This window comes from Okeanomitos corallinicola TIOX110, from assembly GCF_038050375.1.
In the GTDB taxonomy this organism is placed as follows: domain Bacteria; phylum Cyanobacteriota; class Cyanobacteriia; order Cyanobacteriales; family Nostocaceae; genus Okeanomitos; species Okeanomitos corallinicola.
The window spans coordinates 4755218-4771052 of sequence record NZ_CP150886.1 but is presented as its reverse complement, the minus strand read 5'-3'; the positions used below and the strand labels follow the sequence as shown (position 1 = coordinate 4771052).

Sequence of the window (15835 nt, the reverse complement as noted above, 5' to 3'; positions counted from 1 at the left end):
AATAAAATTTTAATTCCAATTACCTACCATTGTAAAAGCAGACCAATAGTATGGATGAGATAGGTTAATTGTACCCAAGTTATTCAGTTCTGGAGGCAGAGGAATAGCTTTTTCCGTAGATAAATATAATTCTTTATCTGTTATGCGTACCTTTTGCGTCAACATTGCTAACTGAGCTTGTCTAAGAGATTCTGACCGCAGACCATTAATATTTAACTGCTCGTAAAATTTGGTCATTAATGCTAAAGAACCTTGATCACTGACATACCATAAACTCCCTAAAACAGATTTTACACCTGCTTGCACTGATAAACCAGAAAATCCTAATTCTGCCTCATTACTACCTACAGCAGTTCTGCAAGCACTTAACACTAACATTTCTACTTTAGGATCTTTTTGCCATCCTAGTTCCCTAGAAATATTTTTGATCTGATCTACACGAAGTTTTTGATTCCAAAGTTGAATGTAAGAGTTATTTATACTTCCCGGTTTAAAATCACCATGGGTCGCTAAGTGAAGAATCCCAAAATGTTTCTGACGACTCAAAGATTCAAGATTTTCTAGGGTAGATTCTTGATTTAATAATGTTTGACCTCGATTAGGCCAAATTTCTTTACTAACAGTTTGTATTTCTAATGGTACAGATGGTAAAGGTTCTTGGCCTTCTGTACTTTGAGATATTCCTAAAGCGAGAATATCCGATTTAACTATGGGAACATAACGAGTATCTGTAAGGCTAAAACTAGGTATTAACCCTACACTATATTTTTCAATCAGAAACTTTTCTCCATCATATAAAGCAGCAACAGGAAGAGTACGCAAACCACTATCTAGACAAAATACAATAGTATGAATTTTATTTAATTCTAGTGCTGGTTCTATAGGTTTAATAATCCAGTTATAAAGTTTATTCGCACTATTAAAGTAGGTATTACTTCGAGAATTAGTGACTTGAGAACGAAATTCTTTAGCATTTTTTTCTATCTCACTACTATTAGCTTCTACTACAATTTCTCTAACAACTTCACCTACTTTATACTGATTATTCTGTGCAAAAAGTTGAGGCTTTGTTTTTAAGTTTTTGTTTTCATTCAATAAATCTTTTTCTGCTGGTTTGGGAGGGACTAAAATCAGGCTAAGTTTATCTTCTAGAGAAGTCACATAGAGAATGGCCGCATTTCTTCCTGTTAACTTTGCCAATTTATTTAACTGATCACCAATTTCTTCATGTGAACTAATTTCTCCAAATAATGGAGTTCCCAAATATTGGCTATATTCTACTGCTTGCAATTCCTCAAACTGTTCAATCCCTTCTTCTGGTGTTGTATCTAAAAAGGTATTGTTAAATTCTGGCTCATTAACAATGGTGCGATTTTCTATTGTTGTATTCGTATCAGGATTAATAAATTCCTGGGTATCAATATTAGTAATATCTGATTGATTGCCTGTTTGAGCTTGAACCGATTCCCAGAGAAATAGAGTTAAAACTACTGATAAAAAAATAGATATGAACTGCTTAAATTTCATCTTCTTAATCCTAAAATTTGCTGATTAACTAATTCAATGACAACTCACCCGCAATAATTTTTAAAAAGAAATACTGTAACCAATTCCTAAGATAAAGCGTGTCCCATCTCCAGCATTACCAGTGATATCACTCAATCCTGGGGTAATGACTAAGGGAATATTTTTAAATGGAGCAACAGATACACCTATGCCTAAATCTTGTCCACTCCATTCCACAATGGCATTTACAGGTTTCACAACTTTTAAGGCTACACTGCCAAAAACACCAACTGCATCAATTTGATTTCTAATATCTGATTCAGAACGAAATTGTCCACCACCAACTCCAGCGGATACATATAAACGACTAAAAAGTTTCTCTTCACTATCTTGTAAACGAAATAGTTTCGTAACTACCCCATAACCAGAATTACCCCCATCGGTATTGCCGAAAGTTATGAAGTTTTTGACACCAACAGCTATAGCAAAGTCTTCTGGAAGTTGACGATGTAATTTGAAACTAATATTTCCATCTTCAAAGGATGAGATATCAACAACACCAATATTTATATCTAAACCTACTGCTTTTTTGGCATCACCTAAACCAAAACCAACTCCTAAAGCTCCATCTGCTGCGTCAGTAAAGCGAGCGCGAGATTGCACACCTACACCAATGGAAGCTCTACCCCAAGATTTACCATAGGCTGAAGGGGTTAACATGGTAATACCTGGAGATGATGGTGGCTTGGTTTTTTTCTTTTCTAAAACTAAGGGTAATTTTTGTGGTGTAAATGGTTTTTCCTCTGGGTTGTTTGGTTCAGTTCTTAAACTATTACCACTATTGGTATCTGCATCAACTGTATTATCTGTGGTTGTTTGACTGAATAAGTGAACAGATGTGGGGATTTTTTCTGGTTTGCTCAGATGAAAATATCCTTCACTTAATTCAATGGGTAAAAAATTATTTATCTGATCAAAATTTGACGATTTATGGTTATGAATTTGAGTTTTATGGATAATCTGGTTGTGCGAATGATGATAAATTTCTATCTGAACATGATCTGCTAGGAAGTACATACAAATACTGATTTTGGTAGAATTTTTTTGATCGGAAATTTTAAATTATTTGGTTTATAGTCTGAGTAAAAATTATTTCTTAAATCAGATACACTTATATATTATTTATGCCTTGAGTTTATTTTGATACTCAGTGTTATCAAGTTATTATATCAAAATTGATAGTAAATTTTAAACTTTAGTCAACATAAATTTACGTAGGAGTAAAAATAAAAATAACTATTCTGGGTTAATCATTGTTACAGGGAATAAACTGGATAAATTTGTGTATTATTTATAGATGCTAAATAAATCTGAAGTTTTTTGAGAACTGCAATTACCATAGTTTGTAACTACAAAGTCAACAAAGGTAAAGTATTATTAGTTTCTTGACTTGAAAAGTAGTTTCCATGTTTAGAAATAAATTATACACGTTTTCTCTGGGGTGATTAGTAACAGTTAAGAGGACAAAACCAAGTATATTATTTATAGCAACGGATAAGGCTGTTAAGACATCAAGTAAACCCAAGACTTAGATCATGAAAGGCTTCTAGCTCTGTCACCGTGGTGTAGCATCTGTTCCCTGTCACCTGCTATATTATTATCCGACACCCTCAAACCTGGTTGATTTCCGTTTGATCATGTTGTAAAGTTATATTTTTACTCAGTAATTATGCTTACCAGTGTTGACCGTTTATTATTTGTCCGTCGTGTCCCTATTTTTAATGAATTACGAGATGATTTTGTCGTCAGACTTGCTTCCGTAATGAATGAGTTATCTTATCCGACTAATCATAGTATTTTCAAGCAAGGAGAAGAAGGGCGATCGCTCTATATTATTGTATCTGGTAGAGTAAAAGTACACATTGGAGATAAAACATTGGCGGAGGTAGAAAGAGGAAAATACTTTGGAGAAATGGCAGTATTTGATACTCAGCCCCGTTCTGCTTCTATTACTACTTTAGAATCTTGTGAATGTTTAGAACTTACCCAAGAGCAACTTTACGATGCTATTGAAGAAACCCCAGAAATAGCAGTGAATATTATTCGTGAATTATCTCGAATCATTCGCCAATTGAATGAAAATATGAGTCATTGAAATAACTTACCGATCTTTGCGTCTCGGAAGGTAGAACCTTCTAAAAAACATTCCCAGTCAGAGACTGGGAAAGAGAATGAACAATTTACTATTACTACTGGTAGTTAAAATCTTTGTAGTTTATCGTAAGAGTTAAGTGATACAATCACCAGGTTAATTTATGACTATATCATTTAAAAAACATTCTCTAATTGCAATTGTTACTTTCCTGCTACTAGATATACATATTAAACCAGTTTTTTCTATTTCTCCACCTTCTTTACTACTGGCTCAAAATTCTCGTCAAATAGCCTTAGAATCTTTAAATCAGGGTTTACAGGCTATTCAAGGGGGAAAAATAGAAGATGCGATCGCCGCTTTTCGTCAAGCTACAAAATTAGACCCCACACTAGCACCAGCCCATTATAATTTAGGTCTAGCACTGCGACAAGCGGGACAATTACAACCAGCAGCAGACGCATTTTATCAAGCAACACAAGCTGATCCACAGTTTGCACCAGCCTTTGCCAATTTAGGTGGGGCATTATTGGAAGGAAGTAATTTACAGTTAGCAATTGAGTATTTACAACTGGCATTAAAATTAGATCCGCAATTAGGTTTTGCTCATTATAATTTAGGGTTGGTAAAAGAAATACAAAGAGATTGGAATGGGGCGATCGCCTCTTTTCAAGCAGCTATCAAATATAGTCCAAATTCCCCTGAATCAGCTTATCATTTAGGAATTTCCTATCTACAAACAGGAAAAATAGAACCAGCAAAAGCAGCATTTAATCAAGCCATAACTATAAATCCTAGATATGCAGAAGCTTATTATAATATTGGGTTAATTTTGTATAAACAGGGTAAATTTAACCAAGCATTAGACGCATTCAGAAAATCAGTAGATGCTAAATCTAACTATGCAGATGCTTACTATGGAGCAGGATTAATATTTGTCCAAAATAAACAATATACAGAAGCAATTAAAGTATTAGAATATGCCAAAAATCTGTATCAAAAACAGGGTAAAACTCAATGGGTAAGCAACGCCGAAAAATTGTTAACACAGACACAAATCTTAGATAAAAATCTAAATAACAAATTAAATAACAAACCACACTGAAGCAGCAAACACTATTATTAAATACAACAAACATATTGCAAATAAATAAGACACAAGTATTAATCAGCGATTATGGCAACAAAATAGTTTTATTGCTAACTGCTGTTAGCTAAAAGCTGCTGTAATATTAATAAAATGGGGGTTAACTGGCGTAGAAATGCAGAAGTCAGCGAAATTGATAAATCAGTAACTGACTGCTGATAGCTTATTAATTGCCAAGGGAATGTAAACAGTCATGCAGAAACGCTTCAAGAGTCGGTTTTTATTTTGCGACCGCTGGTTAGACCGCCATGCAATAGTTCGCAATATGGAGGCTTTCCAAGACCTAATTGTCATGGTATTGTGTTTAGCCCTCTTTGCAGTCATGTTAATTCAATTGTGGGGTATATTTATAGCCATCACTAATAATATAGACTACAAAGAATTGACATCAAAAATATTATTTGTGTTGATTCTAGTAGAGTTATTTAGACTACTCGTAGTTTACCTACAAGAACATAGTATAGCCGTAGGTGTAGCAGTAGAAGTTGCCATTGTTTCCGTACTGCGAGAAGTAGTAGTTCACGGTGCAATAGATATTTCAGGAACACAAACCGCCGCAATTTGTGGCTTATTATTTATGTTAGGGGGACTATTATTAGTATGTGCAAAAACACCTCACATGGACTGCATCAGTGCGAACACAAAATATTGTCCAATTGTCAATCAAGAAGGTAAAGAAAAACTAAATGAATTGGCATTTCATTATTCAGAAAGATGTGATGAAAACCAACATCTTCTGTAGTAAATAAATCAATGGGTAGAAATAAAAATTATACCCTGGATAGGTTTAGAGACTACACCAAACCTTAATCCCCTCCTTTTTTTAGGGATTAAGGTATACAACATAAAACGGTTATAAAATTAGAATTTCGTCCTCAGATTTTTTCAGTCAGCCCTAATTACCAGCTATATAAGGCTCAAAATATCACTCAATCTACCTAAGATTTTCTTGACAATCACCATTAAAGAGTAGAAAGACTGCTGGATTTCCAGTAAAATGTAAATAAGATAAAATCCTGTCAATGACAGATGAAATGAGAGAGCATTATGTCTACATTACAAAAAACAAGAAAATATTATAAATGGTCTTGGGATGTATCTTTAGGTGGAGACTATGACACTTGGGGTTGTAGTACCTACTTTATGGAAATTGATAGTAATTTATATGCCCGTAGACAAATAGAAATTTATGAAAATGGTAATATTTTATTCTATGATAAAAGCCATTCATGTGATGAATATGGAATGCTGTGTGATAAGAAAATAGATGACAAAAATATTGAAGAATTTGAAATATCGGAAGCAGAATTTGAAAAAATATGGCAAACTAAAACCCCTATTAATAAATGATTAGAAACGGGTAATTAGCCAAGACTATTACCCAGAAGATAATTATCAAAAAACATCAATTTGTAGACGCAACTTCACTTATTTTTGCTTCTATTAATGAGTTTAACCAAGTCCATAAACGCAAGTCAGTAAAATCTGGAATGGTCATAAATGTACCCAAATTCTGTAAAACTTGAGGATTATGAGTAGAAGCAATTCCAATAGTGGGGATATGAGCAGCAACCGCAGACCGAATACCAGAAGGGGAGTCTTCAAAAGCAACCGCTTGTTCTGCTGTAATTCCCAGTTTATTCAGAGCAACTTTGTATGGTTCTGGATCAGGTTTACCAGCTGTACAGTCATCAGCTAAAACAATAGTATGGAAAATTTCTTTAATACCCAAAACCTCTAACATAAATTCGGCATTTAACCAGGGTGCATTTGTTACTAATGCACATTTTATTTGATGTTTTTCTATCCATTTTATGACTTCAGAAAAACCGTCTAGAGGTTTTAAATGGAAAGCACTATCACGGAAAAGAGCTTCTTTTTCATCAGCAAACTTTTCACCCTCTGCCCGTAACAAATGTGGTAAAATATCCTTAATAATTTCTGGGTTGAGTCTACCACTAATCCGGGATTTGTAGAAAGTTTCATCAATTTCTATGCTGTAATCTAACAGCATTTCTCTCCAAGCTTGGTAATGTATCGGGTCAGTGTTGACAATAGTGCCATCTAGATCAAAGAGAATTGCTGTCAGCATGAATTTTTTACTACTTTGTAAACAACTGTTAAGTTAATTTACTTAGTCTAGCGTAAATCGGCAACCACATCACAGTAAACTGGTCATAGAAATGCCAACTGCCACAAAATCTTTTTATGTTGATGATTTGCTAGTGCAAATTTACAAATCTGAAACAGAAATGGCACTAGATGCTGCTGAAGTTGTCCAGAAATATTTAAAACAGCTGCTGCAAAAACAAAATAAAACTGCTCTGTTATTAGCCACTGGCAATTCACAACTTAAGTTTCTCAATGCTTTAATTACATTAGGGGAGATAGATTGGTCAAAAATAATTTTATTTCATCTTGATGAATATTTAGGAATTAGTGCTGAACATCCCGCTAGTTTTCGGTTTTATTTGCGGGAACGGGTAGAAAAGCGAGTATTTCCCCAGCAATTTCATTATCTAGAAGGGGATACTTTAGAACCTATTGCAGAATGCGATCGCTATAGCAAACTACTCCAAAATCAAACAATTGATTTATGTCTTTTAGGTGTCGGAGAAAATGGACATTTAGCCTTTAATGATCCCGCAGTGGCAGATTTTCAAGATCCGGCTAGTGTCAAATTAGTGAAACTAGATGAAATTAATCGTCAGCAACAACTAAATACAGGATATTTTCAAAATATGGTAGATGTTCCCCAATATGCTTTTACCCTCACTATTCCCATGATTTGTCAAGCTAAAAAAATTATTTGTCTAGCACCAGAAAAACGTAAAGCCAAAATAGTTCAAGAGATATTACAGGGAGATATTACCACAACCTGCCCAGCTTCCATTTTACGAACACAACCACAAGCTAGTTTATTTTTAGATCTAAATTCTGCGAGTTTATTAACTTAAATTTTTACTGTCAACACTGATTATATTTTTAATTTTTAACCCTTGAGCTAGGAAGATGGATGTATATCCATCAATTCCTGAGCCATACTAATTGTGAAGAGAACTGTTGACTATTTCCACCTCGACAAAGTCCATAGTTATTTATTGAGAATAACTTCTTTTTTCTTTTTCATAATTGCTAAGTATTCATTGCGAGTTCCATCTACACGATAGTGATCACAAATTTGGCATAATTTCAGGAGATCCAAGCGACTGAATACTTTTTGATGTTCAATTGCATTGTCATTCCGCCACCGCCAAAAAGTAGTTCTATCAATGCGGCGATCGCTCTCAGGCCATCTGCGTCGTGATAGAAAACTTACCAATTCATCTTCATAAAAAGAATAACCTTTTGGTAACTTGAGTAGTGCTTCCCTCAACTCATTTAGCGGTATGAGTGGATCTAATTCAGATAGTCTCATGCCAGCAAGCCCTTATAATTTCTGGTAGTTACAATTGTGCAAAACTCCACATACAATAAAGTTAAATTACATGAAGTCTGACTGCAATACTGTCTGTTAAAAGTAGATAGATTAATAAATAAGGAAAGTAGATTTAGATAATTTTTCTACCTAGTTTTGCATCTATCTAATCAATCAACCTACAGCATGAATTGATATTTACATCATTCAACCACAAACAATAAACCGCTTGATGATCAATTTCAAGACCCGTGCAACAAATCTGAAGACTTAAATTTAGTCAATAATTGGCATAATTGAAAATTCTGAGCTAATTTCAATTAGCATTTTTTACCTGAAATATATTTCATTTATATATTCATTCATGTAAATCTTATTTTTCTCATTCTTTAGATATACTTACTGGTAATTAAAATTACGCAAAAAAATTAAATAAATGTATGAGCTTATCCTAGATAAAAAATCAATCACTGTTTCAGATTCGAGACTCTTCTTCCCACCAGACTCTTGCCATATCCAGATATTGTTCTTGAATGTAATCTGGTGAACCATATATTAGTTAAAATAGCTACATTTGCGCCATACTTCCAGAAGTATGGCAGGATAGAAATAAGTCTATCAAATGAAAAATCCACAAGAGATTTGAAAAAGGTGCAAATCTAAAGAAATAATAAAGAATCTCTCTGTTTTAGTGAGCAATTGTTTAGCTATTTTTCTTTATTTCTCTAGTTCCCCAGGCAATGAGAAACTAGATCAAGGTGTTCACGACAGCCATAACCTGGCAAAATGCTGTTAGTTTTGTAGAGTTTACAAAATTCTGACCTAAAGAATATTTATTATCGTCGGAAGAGTTGTAATTAACTACGAAATAAATAATATATACTCCAAACCTTGACTATTAAATGAATCCAGACTACTCAGAAACTTACATCAATCATCCAACGTGGGGTTTACTATATAGGATCTGCATGGTTGATGATAACCAGGATCTGTTTACAACACTTTATGCCCAACGCCTATTTTTTTTGGTAACAAGTGACGTTAAAGGCCTGAAATTTCAGTCTATCGGTAGAACCGAGGCCAGAATGATGCTGGAAAATCGTTTGCGTACTTTGCGACGCGGTGGTAAGTCTCAGGAGTACGATCAACTGCAAGGTGTTTTCCAACGTACATTCCAATGACAAGTTTGATTAGTGAACGTATTGCTAATATTCGCGCCTCACTTCCTCCTTCAGTGCGGTTGATTGCTGTCAGTAAAAAAGTATCAACTGAACTGATGCGGGAAGCATACAGCGCTGGTATTCGTGATTTTGGTGAAAGTCGCATCCAAGAGGCTACCAGTAAACAAGCTGAGTTACGGGATCTCCCGGATATTATCTGGCACTTCATAGGACATCTACAAAGTAACAAAGCTAAAAAAGCCCTGGAATTGTTTGACTGGATTCACTCCGTGGATAATCTAAAAATAGCCCAGCGTTTAGACACCCTAGCACAACAGATGGGGGTGAGTCCGAAAGTTTGTCTACAAGTAAAAATTCTCCCTGATCTTCATAAGTCTGGCTGGACGATACCAGAATTACTTGCTGACTTACCAACCCTCAACCAGTGTAAAAATTTGCAAATTCAAGGTTTGATGACGATTCCGCCTTTAGAGTTAAAAGATGAAGAAATTTTGTCTGTTTTTCATCGTACAAAGGAATTAGCTGAGGAAATTAACTCACAGAACTGCTCACTGATTAATATAGAGCATTTGTCCATGGGTATGTCGGGGGATTATCAGTTGGCAGTTTCAGCCGGTGCGACCATGGTAAGATTGGGAACTATCTTGTTTGGACAAAGGGTCTAAAGATTTGTTATCAGTCATCAGTTGTTACTTAACTCTGGGGCAAAAACTCTCTATGTACCCTATTCACAGGTTTAGTATCCTGGTTTTTGGTGTATCTGTAAGAATTTTGCTATTGACAAATGTAATTACTAAGACAAAATGAAGTAAAAATAACTTTCTATTGTCAATACCTTTAGGATATACTTTTGACTCATTAAATGTCCAAATAAGGTATATTTTTGTTTAGCACAGTATTTTTTTTTAATAAACTGTACTAGACAATACAATCAGCAATAGAATTGCTCAAGGCAGCAGCTACTACACTGGCTACCAAATTTATAGCCGGATCAATTAAGGTAATTTCCACTGGGAGCATAGACAATGAACAATATATTTTCCAAACTTAGGGATTTTGTTGGCTTGAATGAGCAGGTAGAGTACGAGTATTACGAAGAGGAACAAGACACTGATACATATCAAAATTTGTATCAGCAAGAAAATTCCCAACCTGCTCCTCAAGAAGTCCCTACACCCAATAGACGTTGGCGTGAAACTACTCCTACAATGGGAGACGAAGTAGCAGCAGCAGGATCAAAGCCTATGAGTAATGTGATTGGTATGCCAGGCGCAATTAATGGAATTTCGGAAGTTTTAGTGATCGAACCCCGCACTTTTGAAGAAATGCCCCAGGCAATTCAAGCATTACGTGAACGTAAGTCCGTAGTATTGAATTTGACAATTATGGATCCTGACCAGGCTCAAAGGGCTGTAGATTTTGTGGCAGGTGGGACTTATGCTCTAGATGGTCATCAAGAGCGCATTGGTGAAAGTATCTTCTTGTTTACACCTAGCTGTGTGCAGGTTAGCACTCAAGGCGGTTTTTTACATGAAGTACCTCAACCTCCTGCACGTCCTGTTCGTCCCACTACTCCTACTCCAACTTGGGGTAGCGAAGTTAACCGAATGGCGCAATAATGGAATGACAATTAGTCGTTTGTCCCTTGTCTTCATACTTGACAAATGACTAATGACAAATGAGCAATGACAAATGACTAATGGCTATTAAATTTGGTTTGATCGGTGGTGGGGTAATGGGAGAAGCTCTATTATCCCGCCTGATTACTAGGGGCATTTATCAAGGTTCAGAAGTTATTGTCAGTGAACCCCAGGAGGCTCGCAGGGCTTTTTTACAACAGCAATATGGGGTAAATGTCACTGTTGATAATTGTCGAGTTTTAACTGAATCTCAAGAAGTTATGATGTTGGCGGTTAAGCCGCAGATATTGAGTGCAATTGCTCAAGAACTAGCAGATATTTTTCCTATACAACATTCTCCTTTAATTATTTCTATTTTGGCCGGTGTGCCTTTAAAACAGCTAGAAGCTGCTTTTCCCCAATTACCAGTGATTCGGGCTATGCCTAATACTCCTGCGACTGTAGGGGCAGGAATGACGGCAATTTGTTTAGGTGCTTATACTGCTATGAATCACCAACAAAAAGCACAGGAAATTTTTACTGCGGTGGGAGAGGTGGCAGAAGTTCCCGAAAGCCTCATGGATGCGGTGACTGGTGTATCTGGTAGTGGTCCTGCTTATGTGGCTTTGATGATAGAAGCTTTGTCTGATGGGGGAGTTGCTGCGGGTTTACCCAGACCAGTAGCTAAACAATTAGCTTTACAAACTGTTTTAGGAACAGCGCAATTAATCGCACAAACCAAGATCCATCCAGCAGAGTTAAAAGATAGAGTTACCAGTCCTGGGGGGACGACTATTGCAGCGGTAAGCGAGTTAGAAAAGGCTGGTTTTCGTTCGGCTTTAATTCAAGCTGTGAAAGCGGCTGCTCATCGTTCCCAGGAGTTGGGGAAAGGGTGATTGGTAATTGGTGGTGGGTGATGGGTAAATTGCCTTCTTTGACATACCTCCTCGTCCTAAAGGAGCGAAGATTCCTTGACACTTCGCTGGGATGCGCCACAAGTGGTCTTACCGTCCCTCCATGTCTGTTTAGAGTCTCCCAATGCCCTATGGCGACTATACCTAAATTTTACCATAAAGCCGTCCTAGAAGGACGGGGCTTGTATCCCATTCTTTTGGTCACCTATTTCCACTCACCTTGTAATGTAAAACCTGCCCAATAATTTGCTTGAGAAAATTCTTCATTATTAAACATTTCAATCTGCGCTTGTCGCAATGCTACCGCAGGTTTTAAACCTTCTTTTAAGATTTTTTGATCAAATTTCTGCATTAGAGGATGTTTTAAAAGTGGGAGGCTGTTGTGGTATTGATGGTAAATTATTGATATTTGGAATAGATGCGATCGCAGTCAGAGGATTTGATAATATCAGCGCGATCGCTAAAATTTGTCCTTGTTTTTTTACCCTTACCATTGCATCACCTATATTTGGTGATATTAGATATCAGTGATTAATTTAAATGGTCATAAATTTGTTTGTCAATGATTAAATTAAATAAAATACTGGCAATAAATATCTGATTTTATTTTTTACTATTTTTAGTAAAAATCTTAATTCATGTGTATAAATTAATCACACATATTTATTTATTCCAAAATACTACTTCAGATAGAATATTTTTGGTCAAAAATTAATAACAATATTGCTTATATATGCTGATTAATGTTGATCATATTGTTTAATGAATATAATTAACTTAAATGCGAACAAGATTCAAGAAATTAATAATAGAGATCAACCAGGACAAGATTCATTAATTGCTAAAGGTTGGCAAAGAGAACAATATATTGGCATTACAATCTTATTAATAGGTGTAATTTTAATTATCGGATTTTTTAGCCGTAGATTTGAATATGCTTTAATTTTTGCCTTGACTTTTAGCATGATTTTAATAGTTTTTTTATTGTCTATTTAACAATTACGCTACTACCAATATCTACAAATGCTAATTTTACAGTATCAGAATTATTAGGGCAATTACAAACCTCTGAAAATGGCTTGAGTCAAACAGAAGCAGAAAACAGTTTAACTCAATCATCAAGTTTTACCTGATGGTGAATTGTACTGATGGACTGTAACATTTTTTCTCGCTTCTTCCGAGCAATTTCCTGTAAATCAACAGTTTTATCAGTTTCATCAACAATTTCCCCAGTTATTACCTCTAACACATCTTCTAAGGTAATTACACCAGCAACACATCCATATTCATCTACTACTACCGCCAGATGTTCATGGGATTCAATAAAGTTTTTTAGTAGTTTATCAGCCCTAATTATTTCAGGAACAAAACGAACTTTTCTAGTTAAATCTGCAATTTTTTGGTCACTATTTCCCTCAACCATCGCTGTTAATAATCTTTGTTTAAGTGCAAATCCCATGACTTGATCAATAGATTCATCAATGACAATAATCCGGGTATGTTGGGAAGCAATAATATCTGCTTTAGCTTCGTTCAAAGTCAAATTACCACGGATATATGTCAGCATGATTTGAGGTGTCATTAAATCTGATGCTGTCACATCATTTAATCTAAATACCCTCTGAATCATTTCAGCTTCATCACTTTGAATAATTCCTTCTTCCTGACCAATATTTGTTAATAGTTTAATTTCTGCTTCGTTAGTAGTAGGTCTTTTTTGACCTTGGGAAAAAGGTGCAGTGACATTTTCCATAATCCATACTAACGGTGTAAAAGCAATAGAAAGTCCAGTGATAGGTATAGCTGTTAATAAAGCAACTTGTTCAGAATATATCTCTCCAATTGTCTTAGGAATAATTTCTCCAAAAACAATAATTAGAAATGTTAATATTCCTGAAAATACCCCCAACAAACTATCTCCTAACACCTGAGTTGCAATACCACCCGTAATAATACTACCAATAATGTTGAAAATATTATTGATAATTACTATTGTTGCAATCGGCCGATTCATATTTTCCCGAATCGCTAAGAGTGCAATTGCGGCGGGTTTCTTTAATTCTGCTAACTGTCTAACTCTCAATGTGGAAACAGAAAAAAGAGCCGTTTCTGTACAAGAACACATTGCTGAACCAAGAATGAGTACAAAAACAGTAATTATCAGGTTTAACATATAAGTTCCCACGTATGGGAATAGAGGTTTGGATTTAGCTAATCGCTAATTTAGACTTTCATAATTGTAACGCCATTTGGTAATTTCTAAATATAAAAATCTTATTCTAAGTTACATAGAGAAAAGAGGTACTTATTACTAAATCATTTCTCATAAAAAACTATACCCTGTGCTTCCAATACTGCTGCAACTTGTAAAATTAAAGCCTCATTATATGGTGCAGCTATTAGTTGTACTCCTAAAGGTAGGGAGTTTTCTTGATTTATGGGTACTGATAAAACAGGCAAACCGATAAAGGATAATGGTTGAGTAAATAATCCTAAATGGGGGCGGATAAGAATTTCTTCACCATCTAAAACCATTTTTTCTTGCCCAATTAATGGAGCAGTAATTGGCGTTGTTGGGGCAATAATTATATCTACATTTGCAAATATTTGTCTAATTTTATCTCGATACCATCTTCTAAAACGTTGGGCTTGGATGTACCAACTATTGGGAATTAATGCACCTGCTAAAAATCTGTCTCGCGTTGCAAAATCAAAATCTTCAGGACGTAATTTCAGATTTTCTAAATGTAGATTTGCACCTTCACAAGCTGTAATCACAAATGCCGCAGCGCGAGCAACTTTTGCCTCTGGAATGGTTATATATTCCCTCACATTTAAAGCCTTAGCTACCTTCTGGACAACTTCGAAAGCTGCTGTTTCGGCTTTTTGGGTAAAATAATCATCTGCAACTGCTATTTTTAGATTACCAATATCATTATTTATTTGTGGTAAACATAATTCTGGAGGACGTTTTGTACATACTGGATCTTTTTCATCTTCACCTTGCAAAACATCAAATATAGTGGCAATATCTCTGACTGAATTTGCAAAATGACCGATATGATCTAAGCTGCTAGAAAATAATTTTACACCTGCACGGGATAATCTGCCATAGGTAGGTTTAAACCCAAAAACACCACATAAAGCAGCAGGAACACGAATAGAACCATTAGTATCAGAACCTAAACTAAAAGGAACTAAACCCCCAGCAACCGCAGTAGCAGAACCTCCAGAAGAACCCCCCGCTATTCGTTGTAAGTCATGGGGATTATGAGTTGCACCATAATGGGCATTTTCTGTGACAAAACCATAAGCATATTCATCCATATTTAATGTCCCCACTAACACTGCACCAGCTTTTTTTAACTTAGTAATAGCGGTTGCATCTTGGGTAGCTGGTAGATTTTCTGCATTAATTTTTGATCCTGCTAAAGTTGTTAACCCTACAATATCAAATAAATTTTTGACTGCAAAAGGTACACCAGCTAATACACCAGGATTTTCACCTTTAGCAATTCTTTGATCAATATTTGCAGCATCTTGTAAAGCGATCTTTTCGGTAAGTTCGGTAAAACAATTTAATTCTTTGTTCTTAGCGGTAATTTTACTTAATGTCGTTTTAGTAATTTCTACTGCGCTAACTTTACCTGATAGAACATTTTCTGATATATCTACAGCATCATTCATGGTTCAAAAACTGGGGAAATTTCAATTTTTTCTGATAGATGAAAGTCATTAACTATTTCTGCTATTGACTTGATGCGTTCAAAATTAGCTATTACTCCTTCTTGATATTCATCATTGATTGGTAAATTTAATAATAATGACATTTGCTTTATGTATTCACTAGCATTAAATTCTTGGTTACTTATGTTTTCTTCTGGTTTCATCATCTTTT

19 protein-coding genes are annotated in these 15835 nt (G+C 35.2%); 10 read left to right on the top strand and 9 right to left on the bottom strand.

The genetic code is table 11. The annotated features are described in order from the left end of the window. Positions 1–9: 9 nt before the first annotated feature. Positions 10–1527 (bottom strand): CHAT domain-containing protein, encoded by a 1518-nt coding sequence (locus WJM97_RS20970; RefSeq protein WP_353930695.1) that lies wholly within the window; start codon positions 1525–1527, stop codon positions 10–12. A gap of 60 nt (positions 1528–1587) precedes the next feature. Then, on the bottom strand, positions 1588–2583 hold the full coding sequence (locus WJM97_RS20965) for a hypothetical protein (protein ID WP_353930694.1): 996 nt from the start codon (positions 2581–2583) through the stop codon (positions 1588–1590). Positions 2584–3235: 652 nt separating this feature from the next. Between WJM97_RS20965 and WJM97_RS20960 the strand changes: the two genes are divergently transcribed. From WJM97_RS20960 to WJM97_RS20945, 4 genes are all read left to right on the top strand, one after another. After that, on the top strand, positions 3236–3661 hold the full coding sequence (locus WJM97_RS20960; RefSeq protein ID WP_353930693.1) for a cyclic nucleotide-binding domain-containing protein: 426 nt from the start codon (positions 3236–3238) through the stop codon (positions 3659–3661). 160 nt (positions 3662–3821) lie between these two features. Next, a complete protein-coding gene (locus WJM97_RS20955) occupies positions 3822–4763 on the top strand; it encodes a tetratricopeptide repeat protein (RefSeq protein WP_353930692.1) in 942 nt (313 codons plus the stop codon). A gap of 235 nt (positions 4764–4998) precedes the next feature. Continuing rightward, on the top strand, positions 4999–5547 hold the full coding sequence (locus WJM97_RS20950; RefSeq protein ID WP_353930691.1) for a phosphate-starvation-inducible PsiE family protein: 549 nt from the start codon (positions 4999–5001) through the stop codon (positions 5545–5547). A 305-nt stretch (positions 5548–5852) separates the two neighbouring features. Then, complete coding sequence (locus WJM97_RS20945) at positions 5853–6155, top strand: hypothetical protein (RefSeq protein ID WP_353930690.1); 303 nt, start codon at positions 5853–5855, stop codon at positions 6153–6155. Between the two features lie 55 nt (positions 6156–6210). Here WJM97_RS20945 and WJM97_RS20940 read toward each other — a convergent pair whose 3' ends face one another. Beyond that, complete coding sequence (locus WJM97_RS20940; protein WP_353930689.1) at positions 6211–6897, bottom strand: HAD-IA family hydrolase; 687 nt, start codon at positions 6895–6897, stop codon at positions 6211–6213. Between the two features lie 91 nt (positions 6898–6988). Here WJM97_RS20940 and WJM97_RS20935 point away from each other — a divergent pair, with 91 nt between their 5' ends. Continuing rightward, positions 6989–7762 (top strand): glucosamine-6-phosphate deaminase, encoded by a 774-nt coding sequence (locus tag WJM97_RS20935; RefSeq protein ID WP_353930688.1) that lies wholly within the window; start codon positions 6989–6991, stop codon positions 7760–7762. Between the two features lie 137 nt (positions 7763–7899). Here the strand turns inward: WJM97_RS20935 and WJM97_RS20930 are convergent, their stop codons facing one another. Beyond that, positions 7900–8223, bottom strand: coding sequence for a hypothetical protein (locus WJM97_RS20930; RefSeq protein ID WP_353930687.1), 324 nt, complete (start codon positions 8221–8223; stop codon positions 7900–7902). 902 nt (positions 8224–9125) lie between these two features. Here WJM97_RS20930 and pipX point away from each other — a divergent pair. From pipX to proC, 4 genes are all read left to right on the top strand, one after another. After that, positions 9126–9404, top strand: coding sequence for a transcriptional coactivator PipX (pipX, locus tag WJM97_RS20925; RefSeq protein WP_353930686.1), 279 nt, complete (start codon positions 9126–9128; stop codon positions 9402–9404). Continuing rightward, the gene (locus WJM97_RS20920) at positions 9401–10069 is read left to right on the top strand and encodes a YggS family pyridoxal phosphate-dependent enzyme (RefSeq protein ID WP_353930685.1); all 669 of its coding nucleotides are present in this window, start codon (positions 9401–9403) and stop codon (positions 10067–10069) included. Before pipX ends, WJM97_RS20920 begins: the two co-directional genes overlap by 4 nt. Before the next feature lie 360 nt (positions 10070–10429). Further along, a complete protein-coding gene (locus WJM97_RS20915) occupies positions 10430–11023 on the top strand; it encodes a cell division protein SepF (RefSeq protein WP_353930684.1) in 594 nt (197 codons plus the stop codon). A gap of 80 nt (positions 11024–11103) precedes the next feature. Continuing rightward, positions 11104–11919, top strand: coding sequence for a pyrroline-5-carboxylate reductase (gene proC / locus WJM97_RS20910; RefSeq protein WP_353930683.1), 816 nt, complete (start codon positions 11104–11106; stop codon positions 11917–11919). Positions 11920–12142: 223 nt separating this feature from the next. On the opposite strand, the gene WJM97_RS20905 is transcribed toward proC, so the two are convergent. Next, positions 12143–12289, bottom strand: a complete 147-nt coding sequence (locus tag WJM97_RS20905) for a CHAT domain-containing protein (protein WP_353930682.1) — start codon at positions 12287–12289, stop codon at positions 12143–12145. Then, positions 12276–12431 (bottom strand): hypothetical protein, encoded by a 156-nt coding sequence (locus WJM97_RS20900; protein ID WP_353930681.1) that lies wholly within the window; start codon positions 12429–12431, stop codon positions 12276–12278. Before WJM97_RS20900 ends, WJM97_RS20905 begins: the two co-directional genes overlap by 14 nt. A 268-nt stretch (positions 12432–12699) precedes the next feature. On the opposite strand from WJM97_RS20900, the gene WJM97_RS20895 reads away from it, so the two are divergent. Continuing rightward, the gene (locus WJM97_RS20895; RefSeq protein ID WP_353930680.1) at positions 12700–12933 is read left to right on the top strand and encodes a hypothetical protein; all 234 of its coding nucleotides are present in this window, start codon (positions 12700–12702) and stop codon (positions 12931–12933) included. 115 nt (positions 12934–13048) lie between these two features. Here the strand turns inward: WJM97_RS20895 and WJM97_RS20890 are convergent, their stop codons facing one another. The 3 genes from WJM97_RS20890 to WJM97_RS20880 form a co-directional block, all read right to left on the bottom strand. After that, positions 13049–14110 (bottom strand): hemolysin family protein, encoded by a 1062-nt coding sequence (locus WJM97_RS20890; RefSeq protein WP_353930679.1) that lies wholly within the window; start codon positions 14108–14110, stop codon positions 13049–13051. 143 nt (positions 14111–14253) lie between these two features. Then, positions 14254–15624, bottom strand: a complete 1371-nt coding sequence (locus WJM97_RS20885; RefSeq protein WP_353930678.1) for an AtzE family amidohydrolase — start codon at positions 15622–15624, stop codon at positions 14254–14256. Continuing rightward, the gene (locus WJM97_RS20880; RefSeq protein ID WP_353930677.1) at positions 15621–15830 is read right to left on the bottom strand and encodes a DUF4089 domain-containing protein; all 210 of its coding nucleotides are present in this window, start codon (positions 15828–15830) and stop codon (positions 15621–15623) included. The genes WJM97_RS20885 and WJM97_RS20880 overlap by 4 nt, the downstream gene beginning before the upstream one ends. Positions 15831–15835: the final 5 nt, after the last annotated feature.

Coding starts and splice junctions, on each gene's coding strand:
- WJM97_RS20880 (WP_353930677.1), bottom strand. CDS start 15,830: ATGATGAAACCAGAAGAAAACATAAGTAACCAAGAATTTAATGCTAGT.
- WJM97_RS20955 (WP_353930692.1), top strand. CDS start 3,822: ATGACTATATCATTTAAAAAACATTCTCTAATTGCAATTGTTACTTTC.
- WJM97_RS20965 (WP_353930694.1), bottom strand. CDS start 2,583: ATGTACTTCCTAGCAGATCATGTTCAGATAGAAATTTATCATCATTCG.
- WJM97_RS20930 (WP_353930687.1), bottom strand. CDS start 8,223: ATGAGACTATCTGAATTAGATCCACTCATACCGCTAAATGAGTTGAGG.
- WJM97_RS20895 (WP_353930680.1), top strand. CDS start 12,700: ATGAATATAATTAACTTAAATGCGAACAAGATTCAAGAAATTAATAAT.
- WJM97_RS20970 (WP_353930695.1), bottom strand. CDS start 1,527: ATGAAATTTAAGCAGTTCATATCTATTTTTTTATCAGTAGTTTTAACT.
- WJM97_RS20885 (WP_353930678.1), bottom strand. CDS start 15,624: ATGAATGATGCTGTAGATATATCAGAAAATGTTCTATCAGGTAAAGTT.
- WJM97_RS20940 (WP_353930689.1), bottom strand. CDS start 6,897: ATGCTGACAGCAATTCTCTTTGATCTAGATGGCACTATTGTCAACACT.
- WJM97_RS20960 (WP_353930693.1), top strand. CDS start 3,236: ATGCTTACCAGTGTTGACCGTTTATTATTTGTCCGTCGTGTCCCTATT.
- WJM97_RS20905 (WP_353930682.1), bottom strand. CDS start 12,289: ATGCAGAAATTTGATCAAAAAATCTTAAAAGAAGGTTTAAAACCTGCG.
- WJM97_RS20915 (WP_353930684.1), top strand. CDS start 10,430: ATGAACAATATATTTTCCAAACTTAGGGATTTTGTTGGCTTGAATGAG.
- proC (WP_353930683.1), top strand. CDS start 11,104: ATGGCTATTAAATTTGGTTTGATCGGTGGTGGGGTAATGGGAGAAGCT.
- pipX (WP_353930686.1), top strand. CDS start 9,126: ATGAATCCAGACTACTCAGAAACTTACATCAATCATCCAACGTGGGGT.
- WJM97_RS20935 (WP_353930688.1), top strand. CDS start 6,989: ATGCCAACTGCCACAAAATCTTTTTATGTTGATGATTTGCTAGTGCAA.
- WJM97_RS20890 (WP_353930679.1), bottom strand. CDS start 14,110: ATGTTAAACCTGATAATTACTGTTTTTGTACTCATTCTTGGTTCAGCA.
- WJM97_RS20920 (WP_353930685.1), top strand. CDS start 9,401: ATGACAAGTTTGATTAGTGAACGTATTGCTAATATTCGCGCCTCACTT.
- WJM97_RS20945 (WP_353930690.1), top strand. CDS start 5,853: ATGTCTACATTACAAAAAACAAGAAAATATTATAAATGGTCTTGGGAT.
- WJM97_RS20950 (WP_353930691.1), top strand. CDS start 4,999: ATGCAGAAACGCTTCAAGAGTCGGTTTTTATTTTGCGACCGCTGGTTA.
- WJM97_RS20900 (WP_353930681.1), bottom strand. CDS start 12,431: ATGGTAAGGGTAAAAAAACAAGGACAAATTTTAGCGATCGCGCTGATA.